This window comes from Synechococcus sp. 60AY4M2 (genome assembly GCF_002760375.1).
Classification (GTDB): domain Bacteria; phylum Cyanobacteriota; class Cyanobacteriia; order Thermostichales; family Thermostichaceae; genus Thermostichus.
Window position 1 is genome coordinate 144,350 of record NZ_AUMZ01000001.1, and the last position, 20,513, is coordinate 164,862.

Genomic DNA, 20,513 nt, shown 5'->3' on the forward strand with positions numbered 1-20,513 from the left:
TTTGTGAGGAGCATGTCCCCAAGACCTTGTCGGAACGGGTGCATGATTGCCCTCGTTGCGGGTCGTGGGACAGAGACTTGAACGCTGCTATCGAGATTTTGAAGCGTGGACTCAGGTCCCCCCGTATACGGGGGGATGTAGGGGGGCGGTGGGACTGCCGCTCTCTGGCTGTGGAGGATCCTGGTTTACCAGTCCGTTGAAGCAGCAACTCCGGGAAGTGATTCTCGGAAGCTCCCGTCTACAGCCCGTCAGGGCTTAGCGGGAGAGGATGTCACTTCGCGCCGGTTTCTTTTGCTCTGGCCCCTGAGCTCCGGCAGCAGCAGCCCGTTCCTGAGTAGGAAGCCAGGATCCCTGCCGAGGTCTACTCCCGCAGCGGCGGCAAAAACCATTGAAGGGATCCGGAAGCTGGGGTAGGCTTTGCGGATATTCGGGTTGAGGTGTGAGGAATGTGCGGCATTGTCGGCTATGTGGGCTTTCAGTGGGCAGCTCCCATCCTCTTGGAGGGCCTGCGCACCCTGGAGTATCGCGGCTACGATTCCGCCGGCATTGCCACCGTGGATCCAGAAGAGGGCTTGAGGATTGTGCGGGCCACCGGCAAGCTGCACAACCTGCTGGTGAAGCTCACGGCCAACATGCCCACGGCCAAGGTGGGGATTGGCCACACCCGCTGGGCCACCCACGGCGGTATCAGCGAAGAAAATGCCCACCCCCACTGCGACGCGCGCGGGCGCATCGTGGTCATCCAAAACGGCATTGTGGAGAACTACCTGGAGCTGAAGGAGCACCTGCTGCAGCGCGGGATCCCTTTTCGCTCCCAAACCGATACCGAGGTGATCGCCCACCTGCTGGGCCTGTACACGGAGGAGCTGGGCTGCTTTGAGGCAGCTTTTGCCAAAGTCATGGGACAACTGCGGGGAGGCAATGCCGTGGTGGCCTTGGATCGGGAGGCGCCGGATCGTCTGATTGCCGCCCGCCTGGGCAATGCCGGGGCTGTGGTGATTGGCGAAGGGGAAGGGGAAAATTTTGTGGCCTCGGATCTGCCCGCCATCGTCCGCCACACCCGCAGGGTGGTGTTTCTGGAAGATGGGGAGATGGCCATCCTCACCGACTCCAGCGTGCGCTACCTGCGCATTACCGGCGAAGAGCTGCGCAAGACTCCCATCACCGTAGCCTGGGATCCCGTCTCGGCGGCCAAGGGGGGCTACAAGCACTTCATGCAAAAGGAGATCTACGAGCAGCCGCGCACCACCACCGATACGCTGCGGGGGCGGGTGGATCTGGAAGGGGGGCGGGTGACGCTGGAGGGGCTGGCGCTAACAGAAGCGCAACTGGCCCAGATAGAGCAGATCCACGCCGTGGCCTGCGGCACCGCCTGGCACGCCTGCCTGGTGCTCAAGTATTTCATCGAGAGCCTGGCCCGCATCCCGGTGCAGGTGGACTATGCTTCCGAGTTTCGCTACCGCCAGCCGGTGCTGCGCCCCCACAGCCTGCTGGTGGCCCTCACCCAGTCCGGTGAGACGGTGGATACGCTGGCGGCCATGAGCGAGGCCCGCACTCAGGGGATCCCCACCCTGGCCATCGTCAACGCCATCGGATCCCAGGCCACTCGTCTGGCGGATTCCGGGGTGATCTACATCCACGCCGGGCCGGAGATCGCCGTCGCCTCCACCAAGGTGTTTACCGGCATGCTGGTGGCAGGATACCTGCTGGCCCTGCAACTGGCCCAGGCCAAAGGGATCCTCAGCCCGGCCCAGATCCGATCCCACCTGCAAGCTTTAATCGAGCTGCCGGGCAAGATCAGCCTGTTGTTGAAAGACGCCGCCCTCTACGAGCAGTTGGCGGAGCAGTACCACCACGTCACCGACATGCTCTACCTGGGCCGCTGGGTCAACGCCCCCATAGCCCTGGAGGGGGCCTTAAAAATGAAAGAGGTCAGCTACATCCACGCCGAGGGCTACCCAGCAGGGGAGATGAAGCATGGCCCCATTGCCCTCATCGACGAGCGCATGCCGGTGGTGTGTATTGCCACCCGCGATCCCGTCTACGAAAAAATGCTCTCCAACATCGAGCAGGTGCGGGCGCGGGGCGGGCGAGTCATTGCCCTGATCAATCCGGAAGATACCCAGGTCCGGGAAAAAGCCGACCACGTCATCGAGGTGCCCAGCACCACACCTCTGCTGTCGGCGGTTTTGAACGTCATCCCCCTGCAGCTGTTTGCCTACGCCATGGCGCTGCGCCGCGGGGCCGATGTGGATCAGCCCCGCAACCTGGCCAAGTCGGTAACCGTCGAGTAGCGTCTGCCAACCTTGTCACCGCCGGCCTCTGGCTTTTGCAAAATCGGGCAGATCACGTCCTCCTGGGCCGTCGGTTCCGCTGGGATCCGCCAATCGGAAAGGAGGCTTTCAATTTGGCCTTTTAGAGTTTGCAATTCGGCCATGCGCTCTTCGATTTGCCACAGCTTCTCCTGCAGGTGTTGGCGGATTTCTGGGCAGGGCTGCTCCCCCCGGTCGTACAACTGCAGGATCTGGCGAATTTCCTCCAAGCTCAGGCCCAGGCTTTGGCAGCGGCGAATGAAAGCCAGCCGCCCCAGCACTGCCGGATGGAAGAGGCGATAGCTGGACTCCGACCGCTGCACCGTTGGCTTCAGCAGGCCCAGCGACTCGTAGTAGCGCACCGTGCGCACCGGCAACCCCGCCGCCGCCGCCACCTGGCTAATTCTCAAGCTGCCCAATGCGCCATCGGCAACTGCAGGACTGAACATAGCACCACCAGCTCCCCAAGAGCTTCAGCTTAACAAAGCCAGCCCCGCAGCCGGATCCCCTGCCAAGAAAAGCGGGGATCCCTCAGCTTTTGTGGCCCATCTCGGCGGCTTGGATCAAGGCCCTGGCCCGCTGTTGATCCAACTTGGCCTGCAGGCGCTCTTGCTTGTCGCTGCTGGTGTTCAAAACTTGGCTCGCTTTGTCCAAGAGGGCCTGAGCTGCGGCCTTATCCACTTTTTCTCCCCGCTCGGCGCGGTTGACCAGAACGGTTACCTCGTTATTTTCCACTTCCGCAAACCCGCCCATCACGGCAATGGCCGACCACTTGCCACCGGCCTTGACCCGCATCACGCCGTTGCCGATGGCCGTCAAGAGAGGGGCGTGGTTGGTGAGGATGCCCAACTGACCTGAGGTAGCCGGGAGGATCACTTCCTCGGCGGGGGCATCCCAAACCGTGCGGTCGGGGGTGATCACGCGAACCATCAGCGTCACAGCAGGTCTCCTGAAGGGTTGAGCTTGGCACTTCTATCCTACCGGATCGCGGTTGCTCTCGGTTCTGCCCCTCTGCGTGGCGAGACTTAACCTGGGCATAACCTCTCCTTTACTTCCGTCGAAGAGGCAAGCGGTAAGGTGTTGTCGGGAACACTTGTCCTCTACCCCAACTCAGCCGCGAAGCCAACCCCATGCTGTTATTGGTAGGGGAAAGCCCAACGACCAGTGTGCCCAGTTTGCCCTAGCGGAGCTAGCCTATGCCTGAAACGATGCCCGGCCATTTTGCTGCCGGCCTGCCTACACGGGAGCGGCAATTGCTAGAAGACCTCTACCGAGGCCGCAGTTTATCTCCCTACAGTCCCGGCCAGGTCATCCCTTTGTTTCCCGAGGAGTGGGTGATCGTCTGTCGGGGTGTGGTGCAATTGACTACCCTCTATCCCAATGGCGGCGAGGCGCTGTTGGGATTTGCTGGCCCCTCCATGCCCCTGGGATCCCCGCTGACAATGTTGGATCCCTACCAAGCCAAGGCGTTGACGGCGGTTGACGTGTTGCGGCTGCCGGCAGCCGAGGTGGAAGCCTCAGCAACCCTGAGCCAGGGGCTGCTCAAGCAGTTGGTGCGGCGGTTGCGCCAAACCGAAGCGCTGCTGGCCTTGGCCGGGCGGCGGCGGGTGGAGGATCGGCTGCGCCAGTTGCTCTCCCTATTGGCGGTGGAGTTGGGATCCCTAATGGCGACGGGGGTGCGCCTGCAGGTGCGCCTCACCCACCAAGACTTGGCCAATGCCATCGGCACTACCCGCGTCACCATCACCCGTCTTTTGAACCGTTTCCGCCAGCAGGGCTGGATCGCGGTGGACAAAAACCGCCATCTCATCATCAAGCTGGCCCAAACGCCCTGACGGCTTTAAGCCTGGCGTTGGAGCTGTTGGAGGAGCCAGTTGGCGGCAGCAGTGTTGGTCTGGCTGGCCAGGCGTTCCAGAGCCTGTTCAAGCAGGGCTATCGGCAAGCCTGCCAGCACCTCTGACTGGGCAATGGCCCGATAGCGCCTGTCCTTGGCCAGGGCAAAGGTAAAAACACGCCGCCCCTTGACATCGATGACCCAGTACTCGCGAATGCCCAGACTGGCATAAAGCTGCTTCTGCTCGTCCAGGTCAAGAGCCAGGGTGGTGTCGGCAATTTCGCCCACCAGGTCGGGAGGTCTTTGGAAACGCAAATCAATCCGCCGCGGCTCGCCGGCTTGGTATTTGGGGATGTTCTCCCCTTTGTAGAGCACTAGGTCAGGGGCGCAGGCGTGGGTTTCTGGGTACTCAATCAGACAGCGACCATAGGACTGCAGCGGCACATCCGGGTGCAAAAAGGCCCAAAACCCGAAAATGATGGTGATGAAATCGCTGACGGAGGCGTGTTCCGGCCCTTCTTTGCCCATGTTGACCCACAACCAACCCCGATGAAAGGAGAGTTTTTGCCACTCCAGGTCAGGATGGCTGCGAATGGCCACATAGTCCTGCCAAGTGGCGTCGTGCCGCTCAAGGACAGGGGGGGTGGCTGGCTTTGAGGCAAGAACCATCGCTCTTCCCTCAGGGGGTTTCCCTCAAGCCTATCATCAGCCCTCGAGAAGTCGCTCCTCCCGCTCCAGAGAAGCAGGCTAGGGCCGGCCAGAAGCCTCAAAAGGTCAGGAAACCTGCCGGGATCCCTAGACCGACAGCGGGGCTTTGCGCCAGGCCTGGGGCTGTTGGAACTTGTGCAGATCTCGGATCAGCCGCACCCAGCCGTCGGCCATCGACTCGACCAGGAGCTTGCCTTTTTCGGGCGTGGCGGCGGTGGCATCCCCCAGGACGCCGCTCCGGCTGAGGTCGCGGGTTGTCCAGGCAAACGAGATCCGCCCTTCCAGGCTGAGCAAGCTATCTTGCGGCAGATCCGAGGGGTACTCGCAGACCAAGCGGTCGGTGCGCACCGTCTCGGGCAACAGGTACATCAACATGCTGGTCTCGCCGTCTCCGGCGTGAATGCCCAATTCCTGCTCTTTTGCGGTCATCAGCTCCTGGCCTTGGTGGGGAACGCGCCAGACGGACACCGGGAAGAGCAGGAAATCTTCGTACTTCTGGTGCAGGTCGCGGGCCACAATCTGCAGCACCTCGGGCTGGCCGCCGTGGGAGTTGAGGAACACCAGCTTGCGAAACCCAGCCCGGTAAATGCTTTCGGCCACTTCGGTCAACACCGCCATCAGGGTTTGCGCCGAGAGGGTGATGGTGCCGGGGAAATGCCAGTGCTCGTTGGCCTTGCCGTAGCACTGGGTGGGCAGGACATAGGCCGGGATCTCCGGCTCTAGTTTTTCCATGGCCCGCCCGATGATTGCCGTGCCGATGCAGGCATCTACCACCAGGGGCAAATGGGGACCGTGCTGCTCGATTGAGGCCACCGGCTGGATGATGACTACGTTCTCTTTGTCGGGCATGGCCTGGATCTCCGTCCAGGTCAGGTAGGGAAAGAAACGGTGGGGCGGGATAAAGGTGTGCATCATGGCGGGATCCGGTTTCCAGGAATTTGGAGGAGCCTTGCCTGCAAGACTAGCACCATGGGCAATCTGGGATCCCCTCGCAGAACCTGAGAAGGCATCCCTTAAGATCAGGTGTAGTTGGTCTCAACTTTCCTAAGCGGAAGCCAGCCGTTCCATGACCCTGTGGCCCTGTCTGCCCGCTCAATGTGGCTCTGGTGAGGATCTCCCCATTAGGGGACGTCCTCTGCCTGCTGGGAGGACGGAAGTAGGGAGTGTCCTCACCTCACCCCGCCCCATCCTAGCCTTGCCGGGGTCGCAGGCCACCCTCTACGTGGAGCTGATTCAGGTTTCTCTTCACAATCTTGAGGCGGGATCCCCAGCTCTGCTTTGGGTGCGACCCCTGTTGCTCAAGCAGGGATCCCAAGTTTGGAACCTGCGATCCACCTCGGATTTGCTCTGGCCGGCTGCCGGCTTTGTCCCGGCCTACGCCGAGGAGGTGCTGCCGCTGCTGGAGCAGGCCGGGGATCCCCTGCCCCAGGAGGCCCGCCAGCGGCTGCAAGCCTTTTTGCAGCAGGTCTGCCAGGGCTAGGACTCCGTCCCGCTATTGCCAAGGGCCAAGCTCTGCAGAGCCGATTCCAGCCGCGCCAGCGCCTCGTCAATTTCCGCAGGCGTGACGATCAAGGGGGGCACCAAGCGCACCACCTGGGATCCCGCCGGCACCAGCAACAGCCCTCGCTCCAGGGCCGCCCTGACCACCTCAGCCGCCGGGATCCGCATCACCAGGCCCTGGATCAGGCCCCAGCCGCGCACCTCCTGCACAAGCTGCGGGAACTGCTTGGCCAAGCGAGATAGACCCTGGCGCAGATGGGCTCCTGTCTGCTGGGCATTCCAAACCAGGCTCTCGACCATCAGGGTGTGGCAGACCGCCAGGCCAACCGCACAGGCCAGGGGGTTGCCGCCGAAGGTGCTGGCGTGATCCCCCGGCTGGAACACGGCGCAAAAGTCTTTGGCCAGGAGGGCGCCAATTGGGATCCCGCCCGCCAGGCCCTTGGCCAGGGTAAACACATCCGGCTCTATCCCCAGGTTGCAGTAGCCCCAGAGCCTGCCGGTGCGGCCCAGCCCCACCTGTACCTCGTCCAACATCAGCAAGATGCCCCGCTCGCTACAGACCCGGCGCAGCCACTGAAAGTAGGCGGGATCCCCGGGCACAACCCCTCCTTCTCCCTGCAGCGGCTCCAGCAGCACGGCACACACCCGCTCGCCCCAACGCTCCAGCACTGCCGCCGTACCCTCGATATCGTTGTAGGGAACGTAGTCGAAGCCGGGCACCAGCGGGGCAAAGTCTTTTTGGTATTTCGGCTGGCCGGTAGCGGTGAGGGCAGCCAGGGTGCGTCCATGAAAGCTAGCCTGGGCGGTGAGGATCACCGGATCTTGGATCCCGCGCACCGTATGGGCATATTTGCGGGCCAGCTTGATGGCGCCTTCGTTGGCCTCTGCCCCTGAGTTGCAGAAAAAAACCTTATCGGCACAGGAGTGCTGGGTCAGCCATTGGGCCAGTTGCGCCTGGGGCCGGTTGTAGTAGAGGTTGGAAACATGGTGCAACTGTTGCGCTTGCTGAGTCAGCGCCTGGATCCAAGCGGGGTGGGCATGGCCCAGCGTGCAGGTGGCAATGCCAGCCACAAAATCCAGGTACTCGCGCCCTTCTTCGTCCCAAACCCGGCAGCCTTCCCCCCGCACCAGGGTCAAAGGATAGCGAGCGTAGGTGGACATCACATGCCGGTCGAACAGCTCGGCGGTTGTCCCGGAGCCCAAGTCGACAAGAGAAGCGCTTAGCGGCGGCATGGCAGAGGGAGAATGGACAATGTCTCGAGTGTATCACTCTGGGCGGGGGATGATATTCTGGCAAAGCCCAAGGAGAAGGGATCTACACCCATGGGGCGGCGGGGGGTAACGGTCTGGTTTACGGGGCTCAGCGGCGCGGGCAAAACCACCCTGAGCTGCGGTGTCGCCCAGCAGTTACAGGCTTTGGGGTTGCCGGTGGAAGTGCTCGATGGAGACCTGGTGCGGCAACACCTCAGCAAGGAACTGGGCTTCAGCAGGGCGGATCGGGATGAGAACGTTCGTCGCATCGGCTTTGTGGCAGAGATGCTGACCCGCCACGGGGTGATCGTGCTGGTGTCGGCCATCTCCCCCTATCGCGCCACCCGGCAGGAGGTGCGGCAGCAGATCGGCAACTTCATCGAAGTCTTTGTGGACGCCCCCCTGGAAGTTTGTGAACAGCGCGATGTGAAAGGCCTCTACCGCAAAGCGCGGGCAGGCCTCATCCGGCACTTCACCGGCATCGACGACCCCTACGAGCCGCCAGAATATCCAGAGGTGGTCTGCAAAACCGCCGAGCAAAGCATCTCTGAATGTATCGACTTGGTGATGCAAAGCCTGAGAAGCCACGGCTATCTCCAATAGGGCGCTGGGCCTGGCGGGTTTGGGATCCTTGTGGGAAGATGTGAACAAGCATTTCGTTTCTGAGAATCAAGGTAGCTATGGCAGTGACTCGTGCCGGACGAACCTTTGTGATGCGGGGCAGCAGCGAAGGGAACCCTGCCAAGTTTCTGGAAATGGCCAGCTCTCTGATCAACACCCGCACCCGCCAAGGTAGCGGCAAAAAGGTTCAAGATCGCTCCTCCTACGGCAAGGCGGGCAATCCGCAAGAGTTTATACAGATGGCCAGCGAGTTGCGCCGATCCCTGGAGCAGCGGGGGCGGTAGCTGCTCTTTTCCTCTCCTCTAGACTGTAGGATCCCCGTCCGGCTCAGCTAGCCGGACGCTTTTCTTTGTTTTGCCCTCCAGGCAGACAATTGCTGGCCTGAGGCTCCCTGGCTTTCTATTCCACCCTCCCCAACCTTGCTCCTGCGGTTTGCCGCTCACAAAAGAAGAGAGGATGTCAGGATGGGAAAAGTGCTCCTCTGAGCGCTCTTGCCGGTGGACGTAGTGAGGTGAAAAAGCATGAAAAACACGGGCTTTTGGCTGGCCGGGATCCTGGGGTTGCTCCTGGATCAGGCGAGCAAGCGCTGGGCGGTGGAGCGGCTGCTGCCGGGGCCGGAAATCGAGCTGTGGCCAGGGGTGTTTCACCTTACCTATGTGGAAAATACCGGCGCCGCTTGGAGCCTATTTGCCGATTCGGCAGAGTTCCTCAAGTGGGTCTCGCTGGGGGTAGCGGTGGCGCTGGCGCTGCTGGCGATTCGCGGCAGCAGCCTGGGCCGTTGGGAACAGGTGGGCTACGGCTTGGTCTGGGCAGGAGCGATGGGGAACGGCATCGACCGCTTTCTCAACGGCTATGTGGTGGATTTTTTCAACTTCGTCTGGATTGGCTTCCCCGTCTTTAACGTGGCGGACGTGGCCATCAACGTGGGGGTGGCCTGCTTGTTGGTTGGCCTGTGGCAGGGCAGCCCGAAAAAAACGGCGCCGAGACCCTAGGCGACCTACTTCGCCCCCGCCCACTGGCGATCCCCAGCTTCTTGCGCGGCCAACTCAGGCTGCGAGGGAGCCTCAGGATCCGGCGGAGCGCTCCACCACAACCCCACAGCTGGCCCCAATCCCAGCAAGAGCCCCAGCCCTGCTGGCGCGACAATGCCGGATCCTACGCTCATCAGCAGGGCAAAGGCAAAATTGGCTACATAGAGCAGCAGCGGCCCCAGCAACTGGCGGCGGTTCAAGACCGGCTGATCTTTCCCCCAAAGGAGGTTGGCCGCGGTCATAAAGGCAGCTCCGGTGAGCATCCAACCGCCGAAGTTTTGCAGCGGCATGCCGAAAAAGGGCCCCGGCTGGAACCACGTCCAAAAGGGGATCAGGCCGCGGGTCATGGCCGGATCCAGCACGAAGTCCCAGGCGGTGAGCAGCAGCGCCCCCAACAGGATGGCCTCGCAGTGGATCAGCCAATGGCGCCCCGCTTGCAACGCCACCCGCGCCAACAGGTAGGACGACAGCCCCACGTAAAACCAAGACAAAGGGATCGTGAAGGGAACCAGTCCGGCGATCTTGTAGCCCAGCCCGCTCAGGTAGCCGTAGTCGCCAAAAGGGATCCCGGTGCTGGTGCCCAGCAGCTCGCTGGCCAAGGAAATGCCCACCGCCGGGATCAAAAACATCAACAGGCGCCGCACCCCCAACAGCCGGGATCCCATCAAAGCCGCCGCCAGCGCTCCAGACACCATGTAGGCCACGCCGCCATTGCCCATGCTCCAAGAGAAGGCCTGCAGACCAATGGGGGGTAAACTGGCCACCCACTCGGGATGCGGTACTACCCACAGTAGGCCCACCAGCCCGAAGAGCAAGGAGAGAATGTGCAAGCCCAGCGCCAAAGCCTCCAACCGCTGCCAGATTGACCCAAACCCAAGGAGAACACCTCGCCTATCAGAAAACCGGAAAGGCAGGCTAACAAGGACACCAGAGGATAACGAGGAGAACAGCCAACGCATGAGAAGCTCCCGTAGGGTGGTTGATCAGAGCCGCCTCGCTACCCCACCGCTTGAGCAGCGGCTGAGGAGAAAAGCGGATGGCCAAAGCAAACTGCCTGGCCTGACCAGGGTAGGCCTGCTGATATTTTGCTGCCTATTGTATCAATTCGTAAACATCCTGCCTGGTTTTCCGCAGAGCTCCTCTTGGTCAGAGGGATCCCTGAGGGGAGTGTACGCTCAGTTGAGGCGGGCTGTGGAGCGCCGGGACTGGGCTCAGGCCTTGCGCCTGGTGGATCTTCTGCTGCAGCGGTCCCCAGATCCCGCCCAGCGTCAGGATCTGGAGCACTATCGGTTGGCGCTGGAGAGCCATCGCTCTTCTAATGGGGATCCGCCGCCGCCCCAGTGGCCGTTTTTGCACAAGCCCTTTGTCGGGGAATTTCCCGTCACCAACCTCTTCGACCACGACTTGCCCTTGGGGGAGGAGGATGGCAACGGACGGTTTGTCAGTGGGCAAGGCCAAGTCTGGATCCCTGGCCCGCTGCACCCCTGCGGCAAAAGCGATGGCCATGCCGGCTATGACTGGGCCATGCCGGTGGGCACCCCCATCCTGGCCGCCGCCCCAGGACGGGTTACCGTAGCGCGTCCGGAGCCAGCGTTTTTCTGCCCTGCCTTGGGTCGCCCGGTCAGGGGGTTGCGGGTGCGCATTCTGCACGAGCCAGCTGGCTTGGAAACCCTCTACGCCCACCTCAGCCAAATCCAGGTGCAGGAGGGACAGAGGGTAGCCGCCGGGGAGGTGATCGGCCTGTCGGGCGACAGCGGCTGTGCCAGCGGGCCCCATCTCCATTTCGAGGTGCGCCGTCTCAACCCAACCAACTCCGGCCAACCCGCCCCCGTCGATCCCTACGGCTGGTTTGGGCCTGGCCTGGATCCCTGGAGCCTGCATCCCCTGGGAGCCGAAAGCCTGTTTCTCTGGCAGGTGGGCCAAGCGCCCAGCCTAGGCGCCTGCTGGCAGGCTCAACAGCTCTCTGGCCCTCCTCAATAGACTAGAGACATTTCCCGCAGCCCCGACCCCTCTCCCAGTGGGAGTCTCCCCTCACCCCCGACCCCTCTCCCAGTGGGAGAGGGGAGTTGCAAGGGACTGCTTTGTGGCAATTTGGAACGAATCCCAGCGGTCTATTGTCTCGTCGCCAATCGGAAGACTTGGGATGTTACAGATCGCGGCGGACAAAGCCATCTCCCTCCCACTGGTAGAGGGTGGCGCGCGAGTCGCGGTTGGATCCCGGCACGCTGGAGATGACCAGGAGCCCTTGGGAGCTGACCCGCAAGCTGGCATTGCTTAAATCGGTTACGCTCAGCAGCGGCACAAACCCCTCCGGCTGGTGTTCCAAGATCAAGACAGACCGCAGCAGGCTGATTCCCCCTCGCTCGGTGAGCAGTACCAGCTTGGGCTGGGCGCTGGAGGTAATGTCGGTGCGCAGGTGCGCCTCCACCAGCCGTCCGGGGATCGGCTCAGCCGCATGGAGCAGGCGAAAATCGTATCCTCCCTGATGGGCGAAGCTGAGAACGCGCACCACCGGCTCCACTGTCGGCTGCCGCTGGATTTCAAACACGGCCACCACATCCTGCCGATCGGAAGCGGTGAGGCTGGCCGCAAACAGGCGCAGGTTTTGGCCGCGATTGCCGCGGATGAACTCCCACCAGATGGATTGACGAAAGAGGGCAACTACTCCCTCGCGCGCGGTGCCTCCCTCAGAAACAGCCGGCAACAGCGGAAGCAGCGGCTGGGGGTGGGCAGAGTTAACAGCAAGGGGTAGCGCCAGAGCCAAGGCTGCTCCCCAACTTATCCGACCCCAGAAATCCAAGGGCTTTCGCATACTTCCCCACTCCTCGACCCTAAGATTTTAAGAGATTGCCCGGTTTTGCTTAAGAGACAGTTGGCAGTTCCCTCAAGCAGAATCTCTAGAAGTGGGCCAGGGCAAAAAGCGATAGCCCGCCTCTTCAACGGCAGCAACGATCTCCGGCAAAGCTTCTGCAGTATGGGGCCAGCGGTCGTGCAGCAGCAAAACCAGGGGTTGTTCAGAGGCTTTCATCACCGACAACTGGGATCGAACCCGCTGCAAAAGCTGGTCTACTGTTTGGCTGGCATAGGCATCCTCAGGACTAAGGTTCCAGTAGAGAACCTGATACCCTGCCTGTTCCAAAGCGCGACGCAAAGCAGAGTCTAAGCGAAAACCGCCCGGTGGGCGAACCACCAGTTGGGGATCCAAGCCCAACGTCTTGAGCAGTTGGGTTGTCTGATCCACCTCGGCATAGAATATCTCGTCGCTGCTATAGAGGCGTCGATAGTCGTGAGTAAACGTGTGGTTGGCTATAGTGTGGTCGTGGGTTTGAATGGCTTTGGCCAACTCTGGAAAGCGAGAAACGTGATTGCCGATGAGAAAGAAGGTGGCCGGAATCTGTAGCTGATCCAAAACCTCTAAAAGGCGAGGGGTGGACTGCGGCCAAGGTCCATCGTCAATGGTGAGAAAGGCAGAGCGAGGTGGCACTTCCAACAAAGGCCCGAGCGCCTCTTCTAAAGGCAGTTGCAAAGGCCGGCTATTTTCCAGCGGATCGAGCAAAGTGGGATCCGCTGTCCAGCCATGCTGCAAAAAGACCTCTACCTGGGCAGGTGCAGGGGTGATCAGCAGGCGCCCAGTCTGTTCGTCTCGGTTGCCCCAGCTCAGCCGGTAGGGCAGCTCCCTAGGAACCTCAACAGCGGTCGAGGGCGTAATCACCGCATAGGGAATATCGATCAAGTAATGCCCATTTACCCGCTCTTGGTAAACCCAGGCAGCAGAAGGAGCCGATAGGTAAACCAGCAGGTCTTGGGGAGGGCTGCCGCGCACAACCCGAACGCTCTCGATCGGGAGAACAGGATCGTATTCTGAGGTTAGAGTCAGCTTTAGATCAAAAAAAGACTGGGCCTCCACCGCGCAGTACTGCAGCCCCACCAATAGGAAAACCAAAAAAAAGATCGCCGCTTTCAGAGAACGCATGGGAGTTTCTCGGGGCTTCGCAACAATCATAGGGCAAAGGGCCATCCCAGCTCCCTCAAGAGGGCGGAATGAGCCCAAACTAAGAGCGCAGGCGCTCTTCCCATTGACGAGCAGGGGAGGCTCGGCGGATGTCCCGCCAAATGGCTGTGGCCGCCAGCGCTCCGTCAGCAACCGCAATCGCCACCTGATTGAGGCCTTGCTTCAAATCTCCTACCGCGAACAGCCGCGGATGGGTGGTGCGGCACCACTCGTCGGTCACGAGGTTTTCGCCCTGCCACTGCAAGTTGGGGATCCCTTTCAAATAGTCGTTGTGGTACTTGGCTCCCATGGCCACCAGGCCGGTAGTTGCCTCGATGTAGGTGCCATCCGCGAGCTCTACACCGCGCATCTGGTGGTTCTCGCCCAGAAAGCGGCGGATGGGAGATTCGTAAAGGGGATAGCCGTGCTCGGCCAGTTTTTGGCGCATTTCAGGGCCGACCGAGCAGAGGCCGTGAGTCAACACCGAGATATAAGGCGTAAACCAGTTGAGGACAAAGGCAGTGTTGATTTGAGCCTCTGAGCCGACGATTAAAACTGCCTTTTGATCCCGCATTTCGTAGCCATCGCAAATCATACAGACATGCAATGAATAGCCGGCATAGTCGTAAACATTTTGCATGTCCGGCAATTGCGGCAGATGATCGATGATGCCTGTTGCCGCGATCAAATACTTGCTGCGAAAAACGGGGTAGAGGCTGTTGACTTTTCCCACCTTGACCTTGACGGCAAAAAGGTCTCCCTCATCCTTCACATTTTCCACATAGCCCCATAGATAGTCCACCCCCAAGCTGAGGGCGTGCTCCCTTCCCTGTCGCAACAGCTCTCGTCCTGGCGTGTTTGGCGGCAGGCCCAGATAATTGCGCAGATCCTGCATCCAAAAAGATCGGCCTTTGCCTTTTTCCACCACCAGACAACTCAAGCCATAGCGAGCCAGATAGATTGCCGCCGACAGCCCCCCTGCGCCGCCACCGGCGACAATGACGTCGTAGGTTTTGTTCAAGCCAACTTCTAGGTTCTTGCTGTTTAGTTTCATAGACAGACTCCCTTTAGGTGCTTTTCAGTCTTTCCGGTTGCCCCCACCGGTCAATGAGGTATGGGTCAAGACATCAAACCTTAAAATTTTAGGAAAAAGCCAGAAAGAGTCTCCGCCTTCAGGGGCCTCGAGGTCAAGGCCGACAAGCCCAGAGAACAATCGTCTAAGATAAGAGGCAAAGCTTCCACTCAGGAGAGACGTCTTATGCCAGGCATCTTAGCGGCAATCGCCCTGATCTTCCTCGGTTACCTGTTTAACTCCGTCAAGATCATCAGCCAGGGCTATGAGGCGCTGGTAGAACGTCTGGGCCGGTTTCACCGCAAGCTAACACCCGGGCTGCACGTCATTTTTCCTCCCATCGACAGGATTGTGTTCCAGGAAACCATTCGCGAGAAGGTGTTGGACGTGCCGCCGCAGCAGTGCATCACCAGCGACAACGTTTCTTTGATGGCGGATGCGGTGGTCTATTGGCGCATTACGGATATAATCAAGGCTCGCTATGCAGTAGAGGATGTACAGCGGGCTTTGGTGAACTTGGTGCTGACGGCCCTGCGGGCCGAAATTGGCCGCATGGATCTAGATCAGACCTTCTCCTCCCGCGCCGAGATCAACGCCCGCCTTTTGACAGAACTGGACGAGGCCACCGATCCCTGGGGGATCAAGATCACCCGCGTGGAAGTTCGAGATATTCAGCCCTCCAAAACCGTGCAGGACTCGATGGAAAAGCAGATGGCTGCCGAGCGGGAGAAGCGAGCGGCCATTCTCAAATCCGAGGGGGAGCAGCAGGCCAGCATCAACCAAGCGGCGGGGGCTGCCAAGGCGCAGTTGTTGCGAGCAGAAGCTGAGAAGCGCGAGCGGCTGCTCCTAGCCGAGGGCACGGCTGAGGCCATCAAAACCATTGCCGCCACTTTGCAGGAAAACCCAGAGGCAGCCAACGCGCTGCAATACTTGATGGCGCAAAACTACATCGATATGGGTCTCAAGGTGGGCAGTAGCCCCAGCTCGAAGGTGATCTTTATGGATCCCAATTCCATCCCCGCTACTCTGCAAGGGTTGCTCTCTATGGTGGATGTGGCCAAGGGAGAACAGGGATCCCGCGCTTCCGGGGCTTCCCAAAAGTTGGGCAGCTCCACGGCTTTCCCGACCGAGGTGAACTTTCCTCAGCTCGACTAGCAGCGACAGCTATGGTAGCTTCAAGGGATACCGCTTGGCTGCTGGTGGGGCAGGTGGTGGCTGCTCATGGACTGCGGGGCTGGCTGCGGGTTAAGTGCTGGTCGGATTTTCCGGAGCGCCTTACCGAGCCAGGGCCGCGCTGGCTGCAGCGGGATAGCGATCCGGAGCCTCTGTTGCATCCTTTGATCGAGGGGCAGTTTTTTCCCGCCAAGGGCCTATACCTGGTGCGGCTGGAAGGAATTCCCGATCGGACGGCGGCAGAGGCTTGGGTGGGAGCTAAGGTGTTGGTGCCGGCTTCCCAGCGCCTGCCCCTCGAGCCGGAGGAGTACCACTACTCCGATCTCATCGGCCTGGCCGTTTACCATCAAGGGCGGCTGCTGGGGCATGTCTCGGCCATCTGGGCCGCTGGCCAAGATGTGCTGGAGATCGCCACCCCCGACAAGCGGCAGGTGTTGATCCCCTTTGTGAAGGCTCTGGTGCCGGTTGTGGATTTGGAAAAAGGTGAGCTGCAGGTGCAGCCGCCACCGGGATTGGTGGAGAGCTTTCTCGGCCAGGATCGGGCAAGAAACTGATCTCCATCCCTGCATCCCCTGCCAAAGTTTGCCCTCAGAAGCGGCTGTGTGGCCGTTTTAGCCTTTTGTGTTATTATGGGGGCAGGTTTTTGGCATTTGGATTATCTCTGGCTTCTGGCGTCAATTTCTCTGGGTTTAGGTCGGCGGGGGCCGGGATCTCTCTTCGGGATTGGAGTTACGAATGACGGAGAACTACGGTGCAGAGCAGATCCAAGTTTTGGAAGGCTTGGAGGCTGTGCGCAGGCGGCCTGGCATGTACATTGGCTCCACTGGGCCGAAGGGATTGCACCACCTGGTGTACGAGGTGGTGGACAACTCCGTCGATGAAGCTCTGGCTGGCTACTGCAACGAAATTGAGGTTACTCTCCACCCCGATGGCTCGGTATCGGTGCTGGACAATGGCCGCGGCATCCCGGTAGACATCCACCCCAAGACCGGGCAGTCGGCGCTGGTGACGGTCATGACTGTGTTGCACGCTGGCGGCAAATTCGGCGGCGGCGGCTACAAGGTCTCCGGGGGGCTGCACGGCGTTGGGGTATCGGTGGTGAATGCCCTCTCCGAGTGGTTGGAGGCCAGAGTCTGGCGGGAGGGCAAGGTTTACTTCCAGCGCTTCGAGCGAGGGGCGGTGGTGGGATCCCTTCAGTCCGAGCCGCAGCCTGCCGGTGCCCAGCGGCGGGGCACGGAGGTGCGCTTTAAGCCGGATGAGCTCATCTTCCCGGAGCGGGAGTTTGACTACAGCCTGTTGGCGGCCCGCTTGCGCGAGCTGGCCTACCTCAATGCCGGCTTGAAAATCATCTTCAGCGATCTGCGGCGGGATCCGCCTCACCGCGAAGTCTATCAATTTGCCGGCGGCATTAAGGAATATGTGGCCTTCATCAACCACGAAAAAACCCCCATCCACCCCGATATTATCTATGTGCGCGGGGAGCGGGATGGCGTCGAGGTAGAAGCGGCATTGCAGTGGTGCGCGGATGTCTACACCGATACCTTGATTGGCTTTGCCAACAACATCCGCACCACTGAGGGGGGCACCCACTTGGAGGGATTGAAGACCGCCCTTACCCTCACCATCAACAGCCAAGCCCGCAAGCTCAACAAACTCAAGGACTCCGACAGCAACCTGGCGGGAGAAAATGTGCGGGAGGGGCTGACCGCCATCCTTGCAGTCAAGGTGCCCAACCCTGAGTTTGAGGGGCAGACCAAAACCAAGCTGGGCAACACCGAGGTGCGGGGCATTGTCCAGACCCTTGTCTCGGAAGCCCTTACAGAATACCTAGAGTTCAACCCCAACGTGGCCAGGGGGATCGTCGAGAAGGCCATCCAGTCCTTCAACGCGGCCGAGGCGGCCCGTCGGGCCCGGGAGCTGGTGCGCCGTAAGTCTGCCCTGGAATCTTCCACCCTGCCGGGGAAACTGGCCGACTGCAGTTGCCGGGATCCGGCGGAGTCGGAGGTGTACTTGGTGGAGGGCGACTCGGCAGGGGGCAGCGCCAAGCAGGGACGGGATCGCCAGTTTCAGGCGGTGCTGCCTTTGCGGGGCAAGATCCTCAACATCGAGAAGGCGGATCCCGCCAAGATCTACAAAAACGCCGAGATTCAGGCCATGATCACAGCGCTGGGCCTGGGGGTCAAGGGCGAGGAGTTCGATCCCAGCCAACTGCGCTACCACCGCATCATCCTCATGACCGACGCCGACGTGGACGGCAGCCACATCCGCACCCTGCTGCTCACCTTCTTTTACCGCTATCAGAAGGCGCTTTTGGAGCAGGGCTACGTCTACATTGCCTGTCCGCCGCTTTACAAGATCGAGTGGGGCCGCAACAACGTGCGCTACTGCTACAACGAGGCCGAGAAAGAGCAAGTCCTGCGCAGCCTGCCGGCCAACACCAAGTACACCATCCAGCGCTTCAAGGGCTTGGGGGAAATGATGCCGGAGCAGCTTTGGGAAACCACCATGAACCCGGCAACGCGCGTCCTCAAGCAGATCACCATCGAAGACGCAGCCGAAGCCGATCGCATTTTCACCATCCTGATGGGGGATGCCGTCGGGCCGCGTCGGGAGTTCATCGAGGCCCACAGTGCCCAGTTGGATCTGGCGGCTCTGGATATTTGACGGGGGAGATGTGGTAGCTGCCATCGGCCTGCACCCAGGCAATCTCGGGGATCCGGCACTGGCGGGCGTAGGCCTCGATCTCTTCGGGGGAGCGGTCCAGCAATTCCAGCTCCACCGCCTCTGACTCCCGCCAGCGGGCAGCCAAGGCTAGGGCTGCCGGGATCCCTGCCGGCACCAGCGGCACCACCAACCGCTTGCACCCCGTTGCCTCGTCCTGGGGAGTGGGGGGCAAAAGCCGCAGCAGGGTATCCGGCAGGAGGGTAAAGCCGATCCCTGGCTGCTCCAGTTGCTGTGGGCTATAGAGGGCATAGAGCCGGTCGTAGCGCCCGCCTAAGGCGATGATTTCTCCCCCCACCACTGCTTGGAAGACAATGCCGGTGTAGTAGGCTAGAGTCTGCAGCAAGCTAAGATCCAGCACCACCCGCACCTGATGGGCCTCTAGGATCTGGCACAACTGCCGCAGATCTCGCAGCCGCTCCGGCGACACAGGAAGCTGGGCCAGCTGAGGTAGAACCTGTTCCGGCTGGCCACGCAATCCCAGAATCTGCAGGCCAATCTGGCGGGCCGCCTCTGGCAGCGGAGCCGCTTCTAGGTAAACGTAGTCAAGCTGGGCAATGGCACGGCGCACCGCCGCCTGGGCCTTGGGAGTAACAGAGTTAAGCAGGCTCTCAGTCAGGCTCACATCTCCCAACAGCAATGTCCAGTTGCTGAGGCCAACAGCGCGCACGCAATCGGCTAAAAGCAGCAAGATCTCAGCGTCGGCTAGCCATCCGCCCGCGCCGATGAGCTCCACCCCTGACTGGAAAAACTCCTGGCTGCTGTAGGAGCCCTCCTCCCGCCGGCTATTGCGGAACACGTTGCCGTGGTAGTAAAGCCGCAGCGGCAGGGGCCCGCTGGCCAGACGCGTGGCTGCTGCCCGCACGATGGAAGCGGTGAATTCCGGGCGCAACCCCAGCATTGTCCCTTCCCCGTCCCGCAACTGCAGCACTGCCTCGGCGCGGATGGATCCCCCAGCCAGTAGCGTCTCCAGCCGTTCCAGGGTGGGCGTGATGATACGTTGGTAGCCGTAACGGCGAAAAACCTGGGTTAGCTGCGCCTCTAGCCTTTCCCGCCGCTGGACTTCCCGCGGCAAAAAGTCGCGGGCGCCAGTGGGAGAGCGCAGGGAACTGGTTTCCCAAAGCAAATCTGCACCGCCAGGACGATCGTCCACAGGCAAACTCCCACAGCCTGTCCTGCCGCATCCTAGCACTGGGGTAGAGGAGATCAAGTCTTCCGCCACGGAAAGCCAGGCCACGTCCAGAGGGGATCGGTGGAGCGCACCCGGTGCATCCCCGCGGCGGCAAAGCGGGCAAAGGCCGCCTCCGCCTGCTCGCTAAAATCGACTACGCCGGGGATCACCACCGGCGAGGTGCAATCTTCCAGAAGGTAAATCTTCTTGGCCAGGGCGGGATCCCTGGACTGGATCTCCTGCAGCAGGTCGCTTACCGTCCAGGCGACGCAGTGGCTTTTGGCTTGGCCAGCCACGATCAGGGCATCGAATTCCAGTAGGTGGCCGATAAGGGATTCATTTTTCTCGTCGATGGGATCCCCTTCCGGGCCGGTCAAGACTTCCGGGCTGAGGGCGGAGTAGTTTTCCGTCAGGGGGTTGGCCCCCTTGAGCTGCAAGCTGGGCTGGCTGCAGCGGGCAATGGTGTGGAAGAAGATCGCCTCCTCCACCGCCGGCACCAGGGCATGGCCAATCCCACCTAGCATGGAATGGTAGGGCCAGACAATGAGAGGATATTTCCCCCCTTTCTCCAATTGCTCGGCATAGTGGAGGGCGTAGACCTGCAGCCGCGTCAGATCCCCTTGGGTGAGGTTGGCGGCCACCGCGGGGTTGACCCGCCAGCGCCCGGAGCGGATCTCGGCGGCAGAAATGGCTGTAGCTGGCTCGGGATGGGATCCCTGGGCGTCCACCCAGAAGATGGGGTGGAAGATCTGCATGGCGGTGTGGGTGTCCAGGGTAGCCACGATCTGGGTGATGTGGGCGAGGTGGCGGTAGATAAATTGACACAGACGCCGGTTATCCTCCACCGCCCCCAGGCCGCTAGAACCACCCACAAACAGCTCAAAGCCAGGAATGCAGAAGGTATTTTGCACATCGATGAGCAACAAGCCTACCCGCACCTGGTCGGATTCTGCCGATGGGATGCGGTGCTCTTGGGCCCACTGCTCCGCCTCTAGGGCCCGCTGTTGGTAGGGCACCCGCCAAATCTCCCCCACCCGCTCGGGATCAAAATGAACAGGCAAGGGAAGTGTCGGCGGAGCTTGAGTCGTTACTCCCTGGACAGTGGTGTTCATGGCTTTTTAGAGTGCA

At 61.0% G+C, this 20,513-nt stretch carries 21 protein-coding genes; 10 read left to right on the top strand and 11 right to left on the bottom strand.

The genetic code is table 11. From position 1 onward, the window contains the following. Positions 1-446 precede the first annotated feature (446 nt). Positions 447-2,294 (top strand): glutamine--fructose-6-phosphate transaminase (isomerizing), encoded by a 1,848-nt coding sequence (gene glmS / locus SYN60AY4M2_RS00585; protein WP_099812084.1) that lies wholly within the window; start codon positions 447-449, stop codon positions 2,292-2,294. On the opposite strand, the gene SYN60AY4M2_RS00590 is transcribed toward glmS, so the two are convergent. Then, a complete protein-coding gene (locus SYN60AY4M2_RS00590) occupies positions 2,255-2,761 on the bottom strand; it encodes a heavy metal-responsive transcriptional regulator (RefSeq protein WP_206336901.1) in 507 nt (168 codons plus the stop codon). The genes glmS and SYN60AY4M2_RS00590 overlap by 40 nt on opposite strands. Positions 2,762-2,843: 82 nt before the next feature. Next, positions 2,844-3,251 carry an ATP synthase F1 subunit epsilon gene (gene atpC / locus SYN60AY4M2_RS00595; RefSeq protein WP_011430385.1) on the bottom strand — a complete coding sequence of 136 codons (408 nt, stop codon included), beginning with the start codon at positions 3,249-3,251 and terminating at the stop codon, positions 2,844-2,846. Between the two features lie 257 nt (positions 3,252-3,508). Between atpC and SYN60AY4M2_RS00600 the strand changes: the two genes are divergently transcribed. After that, positions 3,509-4,147, top strand: a complete 639-nt coding sequence (locus SYN60AY4M2_RS00600) for a Crp/Fnr family transcriptional regulator (RefSeq protein ID WP_099812085.1) — start codon at positions 3,509-3,511, stop codon at positions 4,145-4,147. A gap of 5 nt (positions 4,148-4,152) precedes the next feature. On the opposite strand, the gene SYN60AY4M2_RS00605 is transcribed toward SYN60AY4M2_RS00600, so the two are convergent. Both SYN60AY4M2_RS00605 and SYN60AY4M2_RS00610 read right to left on the bottom strand, forming a co-directional pair. Continuing rightward, a complete protein-coding gene (locus SYN60AY4M2_RS00605) occupies positions 4,153-4,815 on the bottom strand; it encodes a Uma2 family endonuclease (RefSeq protein WP_099812086.1) in 663 nt (220 codons plus the stop codon). A 126-nt stretch (positions 4,816-4,941) separates the two neighbouring features. Continuing rightward, entirely contained in the window at positions 4,942-5,769 is an 828-nt protein-coding gene (locus SYN60AY4M2_RS00610) for a creatininase family protein (protein ID WP_228375212.1), read from the bottom strand. A 151-nt stretch (positions 5,770-5,920) separates the two neighbouring features. Between SYN60AY4M2_RS00610 and SYN60AY4M2_RS00615 the strand changes: the two genes are divergently transcribed. Then, on the top strand, positions 5,921-6,334 hold the full coding sequence (locus SYN60AY4M2_RS00615) for a hypothetical protein (protein WP_011430380.1): 414 nt from the start codon (positions 5,921-5,923) through the stop codon (positions 6,332-6,334). Here SYN60AY4M2_RS00615 and SYN60AY4M2_RS00620 read toward each other — a convergent pair. Then, positions 6,331-7,587 (bottom strand): aspartate aminotransferase family protein, encoded by a 1,257-nt coding sequence (locus SYN60AY4M2_RS00620; protein WP_099812087.1) that lies wholly within the window; start codon positions 7,585-7,587, stop codon positions 6,331-6,333. The genes SYN60AY4M2_RS00615 and SYN60AY4M2_RS00620 overlap by 4 nt on opposite strands. A gap of 90 nt (positions 7,588-7,677) precedes the next feature. Here SYN60AY4M2_RS00620 and cysC point away from each other — a divergent pair, with 90 nt between their 5' ends. The 3 genes from cysC to lspA all read left to right on the top strand — a co-directional run bounded on the left by cysC (position 7,678) and on the right by lspA (position 9,218). Beyond that, the gene (cysC, locus tag SYN60AY4M2_RS00625; protein ID WP_011430378.1) at positions 7,678-8,208 is read left to right on the top strand and encodes an adenylyl-sulfate kinase; all 531 of its coding nucleotides are present in this window, start codon (positions 7,678-7,680) and stop codon (positions 8,206-8,208) included. A gap of 77 nt (positions 8,209-8,285) precedes the next feature. Further along, complete coding sequence (locus SYN60AY4M2_RS00630; RefSeq protein ID WP_011430377.1) at positions 8,286-8,510, top strand: hypothetical protein; 225 nt, start codon at positions 8,286-8,288, stop codon at positions 8,508-8,510. Between the two features lie 237 nt (positions 8,511-8,747). Beyond that, complete coding sequence (gene lspA, locus SYN60AY4M2_RS00635; protein ID WP_011430376.1) at positions 8,748-9,218, top strand: signal peptidase II; 471 nt, start codon at positions 8,748-8,750, stop codon at positions 9,216-9,218. Between the two features lie 5 nt (positions 9,219-9,223). Here the strand turns inward: lspA and SYN60AY4M2_RS00640 are convergent, their stop codons facing one another. After that, positions 9,224-10,099, bottom strand: a complete 876-nt coding sequence (locus SYN60AY4M2_RS00640) for a carotenoid biosynthesis protein (RefSeq protein ID WP_011430375.1) — start codon at positions 10,097-10,099, stop codon at positions 9,224-9,226. A 253-nt stretch (positions 10,100-10,352) separates the two neighbouring features. Here SYN60AY4M2_RS00640 and SYN60AY4M2_RS00645 point away from each other — a divergent pair, with 253 nt between their 5' ends. Continuing rightward, the gene (locus tag SYN60AY4M2_RS00645) at positions 10,353-11,237 is read left to right on the top strand and encodes a M23 family metallopeptidase (protein WP_228375209.1); all 885 of its coding nucleotides are present in this window, start codon (positions 10,353-10,355) and stop codon (positions 11,235-11,237) included. 166 nt (positions 11,238-11,403) lie between these two features. Here the strand turns inward: SYN60AY4M2_RS00645 and SYN60AY4M2_RS00650 are convergent, their stop codons facing one another. The 3 genes from SYN60AY4M2_RS00650 to SYN60AY4M2_RS00660 form a co-directional block, all read right to left on the bottom strand. After that, the gene (locus tag SYN60AY4M2_RS00650) at positions 11,404-12,021 is read right to left on the bottom strand and encodes a hypothetical protein (RefSeq protein WP_228375208.1); all 618 of its coding nucleotides are present in this window, start codon (positions 12,019-12,021) and stop codon (positions 11,404-11,406) included. A 120-nt stretch (positions 12,022-12,141) separates the two neighbouring features. Continuing rightward, the gene (locus tag SYN60AY4M2_RS00655; protein ID WP_099813177.1) at positions 12,142-13,230 is read right to left on the bottom strand and encodes a polysaccharide deacetylase family protein; all 1,089 of its coding nucleotides are present in this window, start codon (positions 13,228-13,230) and stop codon (positions 12,142-12,144) included. Between the two features lie 79 nt (positions 13,231-13,309). Continuing rightward, positions 13,310-14,302: an NAD(P)/FAD-dependent oxidoreductase gene (locus SYN60AY4M2_RS00660; RefSeq protein ID WP_011430371.1), complete on the bottom strand. Its 993-nt coding sequence runs from the start codon at positions 14,300-14,302 to the stop codon at positions 13,310-13,312. Positions 14,303-14,506: 204 nt separating this feature from the next. On the opposite strand from SYN60AY4M2_RS00660, the gene SYN60AY4M2_RS00665 reads away from it, so the two are divergent. From SYN60AY4M2_RS00665 to gyrB, 3 genes are all read left to right on the top strand, one after another. Further along, on the top strand, positions 14,507-15,475 hold the full coding sequence (locus SYN60AY4M2_RS00665) for an SPFH domain-containing protein (protein WP_099812089.1): 969 nt from the start codon (positions 14,507-14,509) through the stop codon (positions 15,473-15,475). Positions 15,476-15,486: 11 nt separating this feature from the next. After that, entirely contained in the window at positions 15,487-16,047 is a 561-nt protein-coding gene (gene rimM / locus SYN60AY4M2_RS00670; protein WP_011430368.1) for a ribosome maturation factor RimM, read from the top strand. Positions 16,048-16,228: 181 nt separating this feature from the next. Then, positions 16,229-18,157, top strand: a complete 1,929-nt coding sequence (gene gyrB / locus SYN60AY4M2_RS00675; protein WP_011430367.1) for a DNA topoisomerase (ATP-hydrolyzing) subunit B — start codon at positions 16,229-16,231, stop codon at positions 18,155-18,157. Here the strand turns inward: gyrB and SYN60AY4M2_RS00680 are convergent. Both SYN60AY4M2_RS00680 and SYN60AY4M2_RS00685 read right to left on the bottom strand, forming a co-directional pair. Beyond that, positions 18,108-19,367 (bottom strand): ATP phosphoribosyltransferase regulatory subunit, encoded by a 1,260-nt coding sequence (locus tag SYN60AY4M2_RS00680; protein WP_240527654.1) that lies wholly within the window; start codon positions 19,365-19,367, stop codon positions 18,108-18,110. The genes gyrB and SYN60AY4M2_RS00680 overlap by 50 nt on opposite strands. 53 nt (positions 19,368-19,420) lie before the next feature. Next, positions 19,421-20,497 (bottom strand): isochorismatase, encoded by a 1,077-nt coding sequence (locus SYN60AY4M2_RS00685; RefSeq protein WP_099812090.1) that lies wholly within the window; start codon positions 20,495-20,497, stop codon positions 19,421-19,423. Positions 20,498-20,513 lie beyond the last annotated feature (16 nt).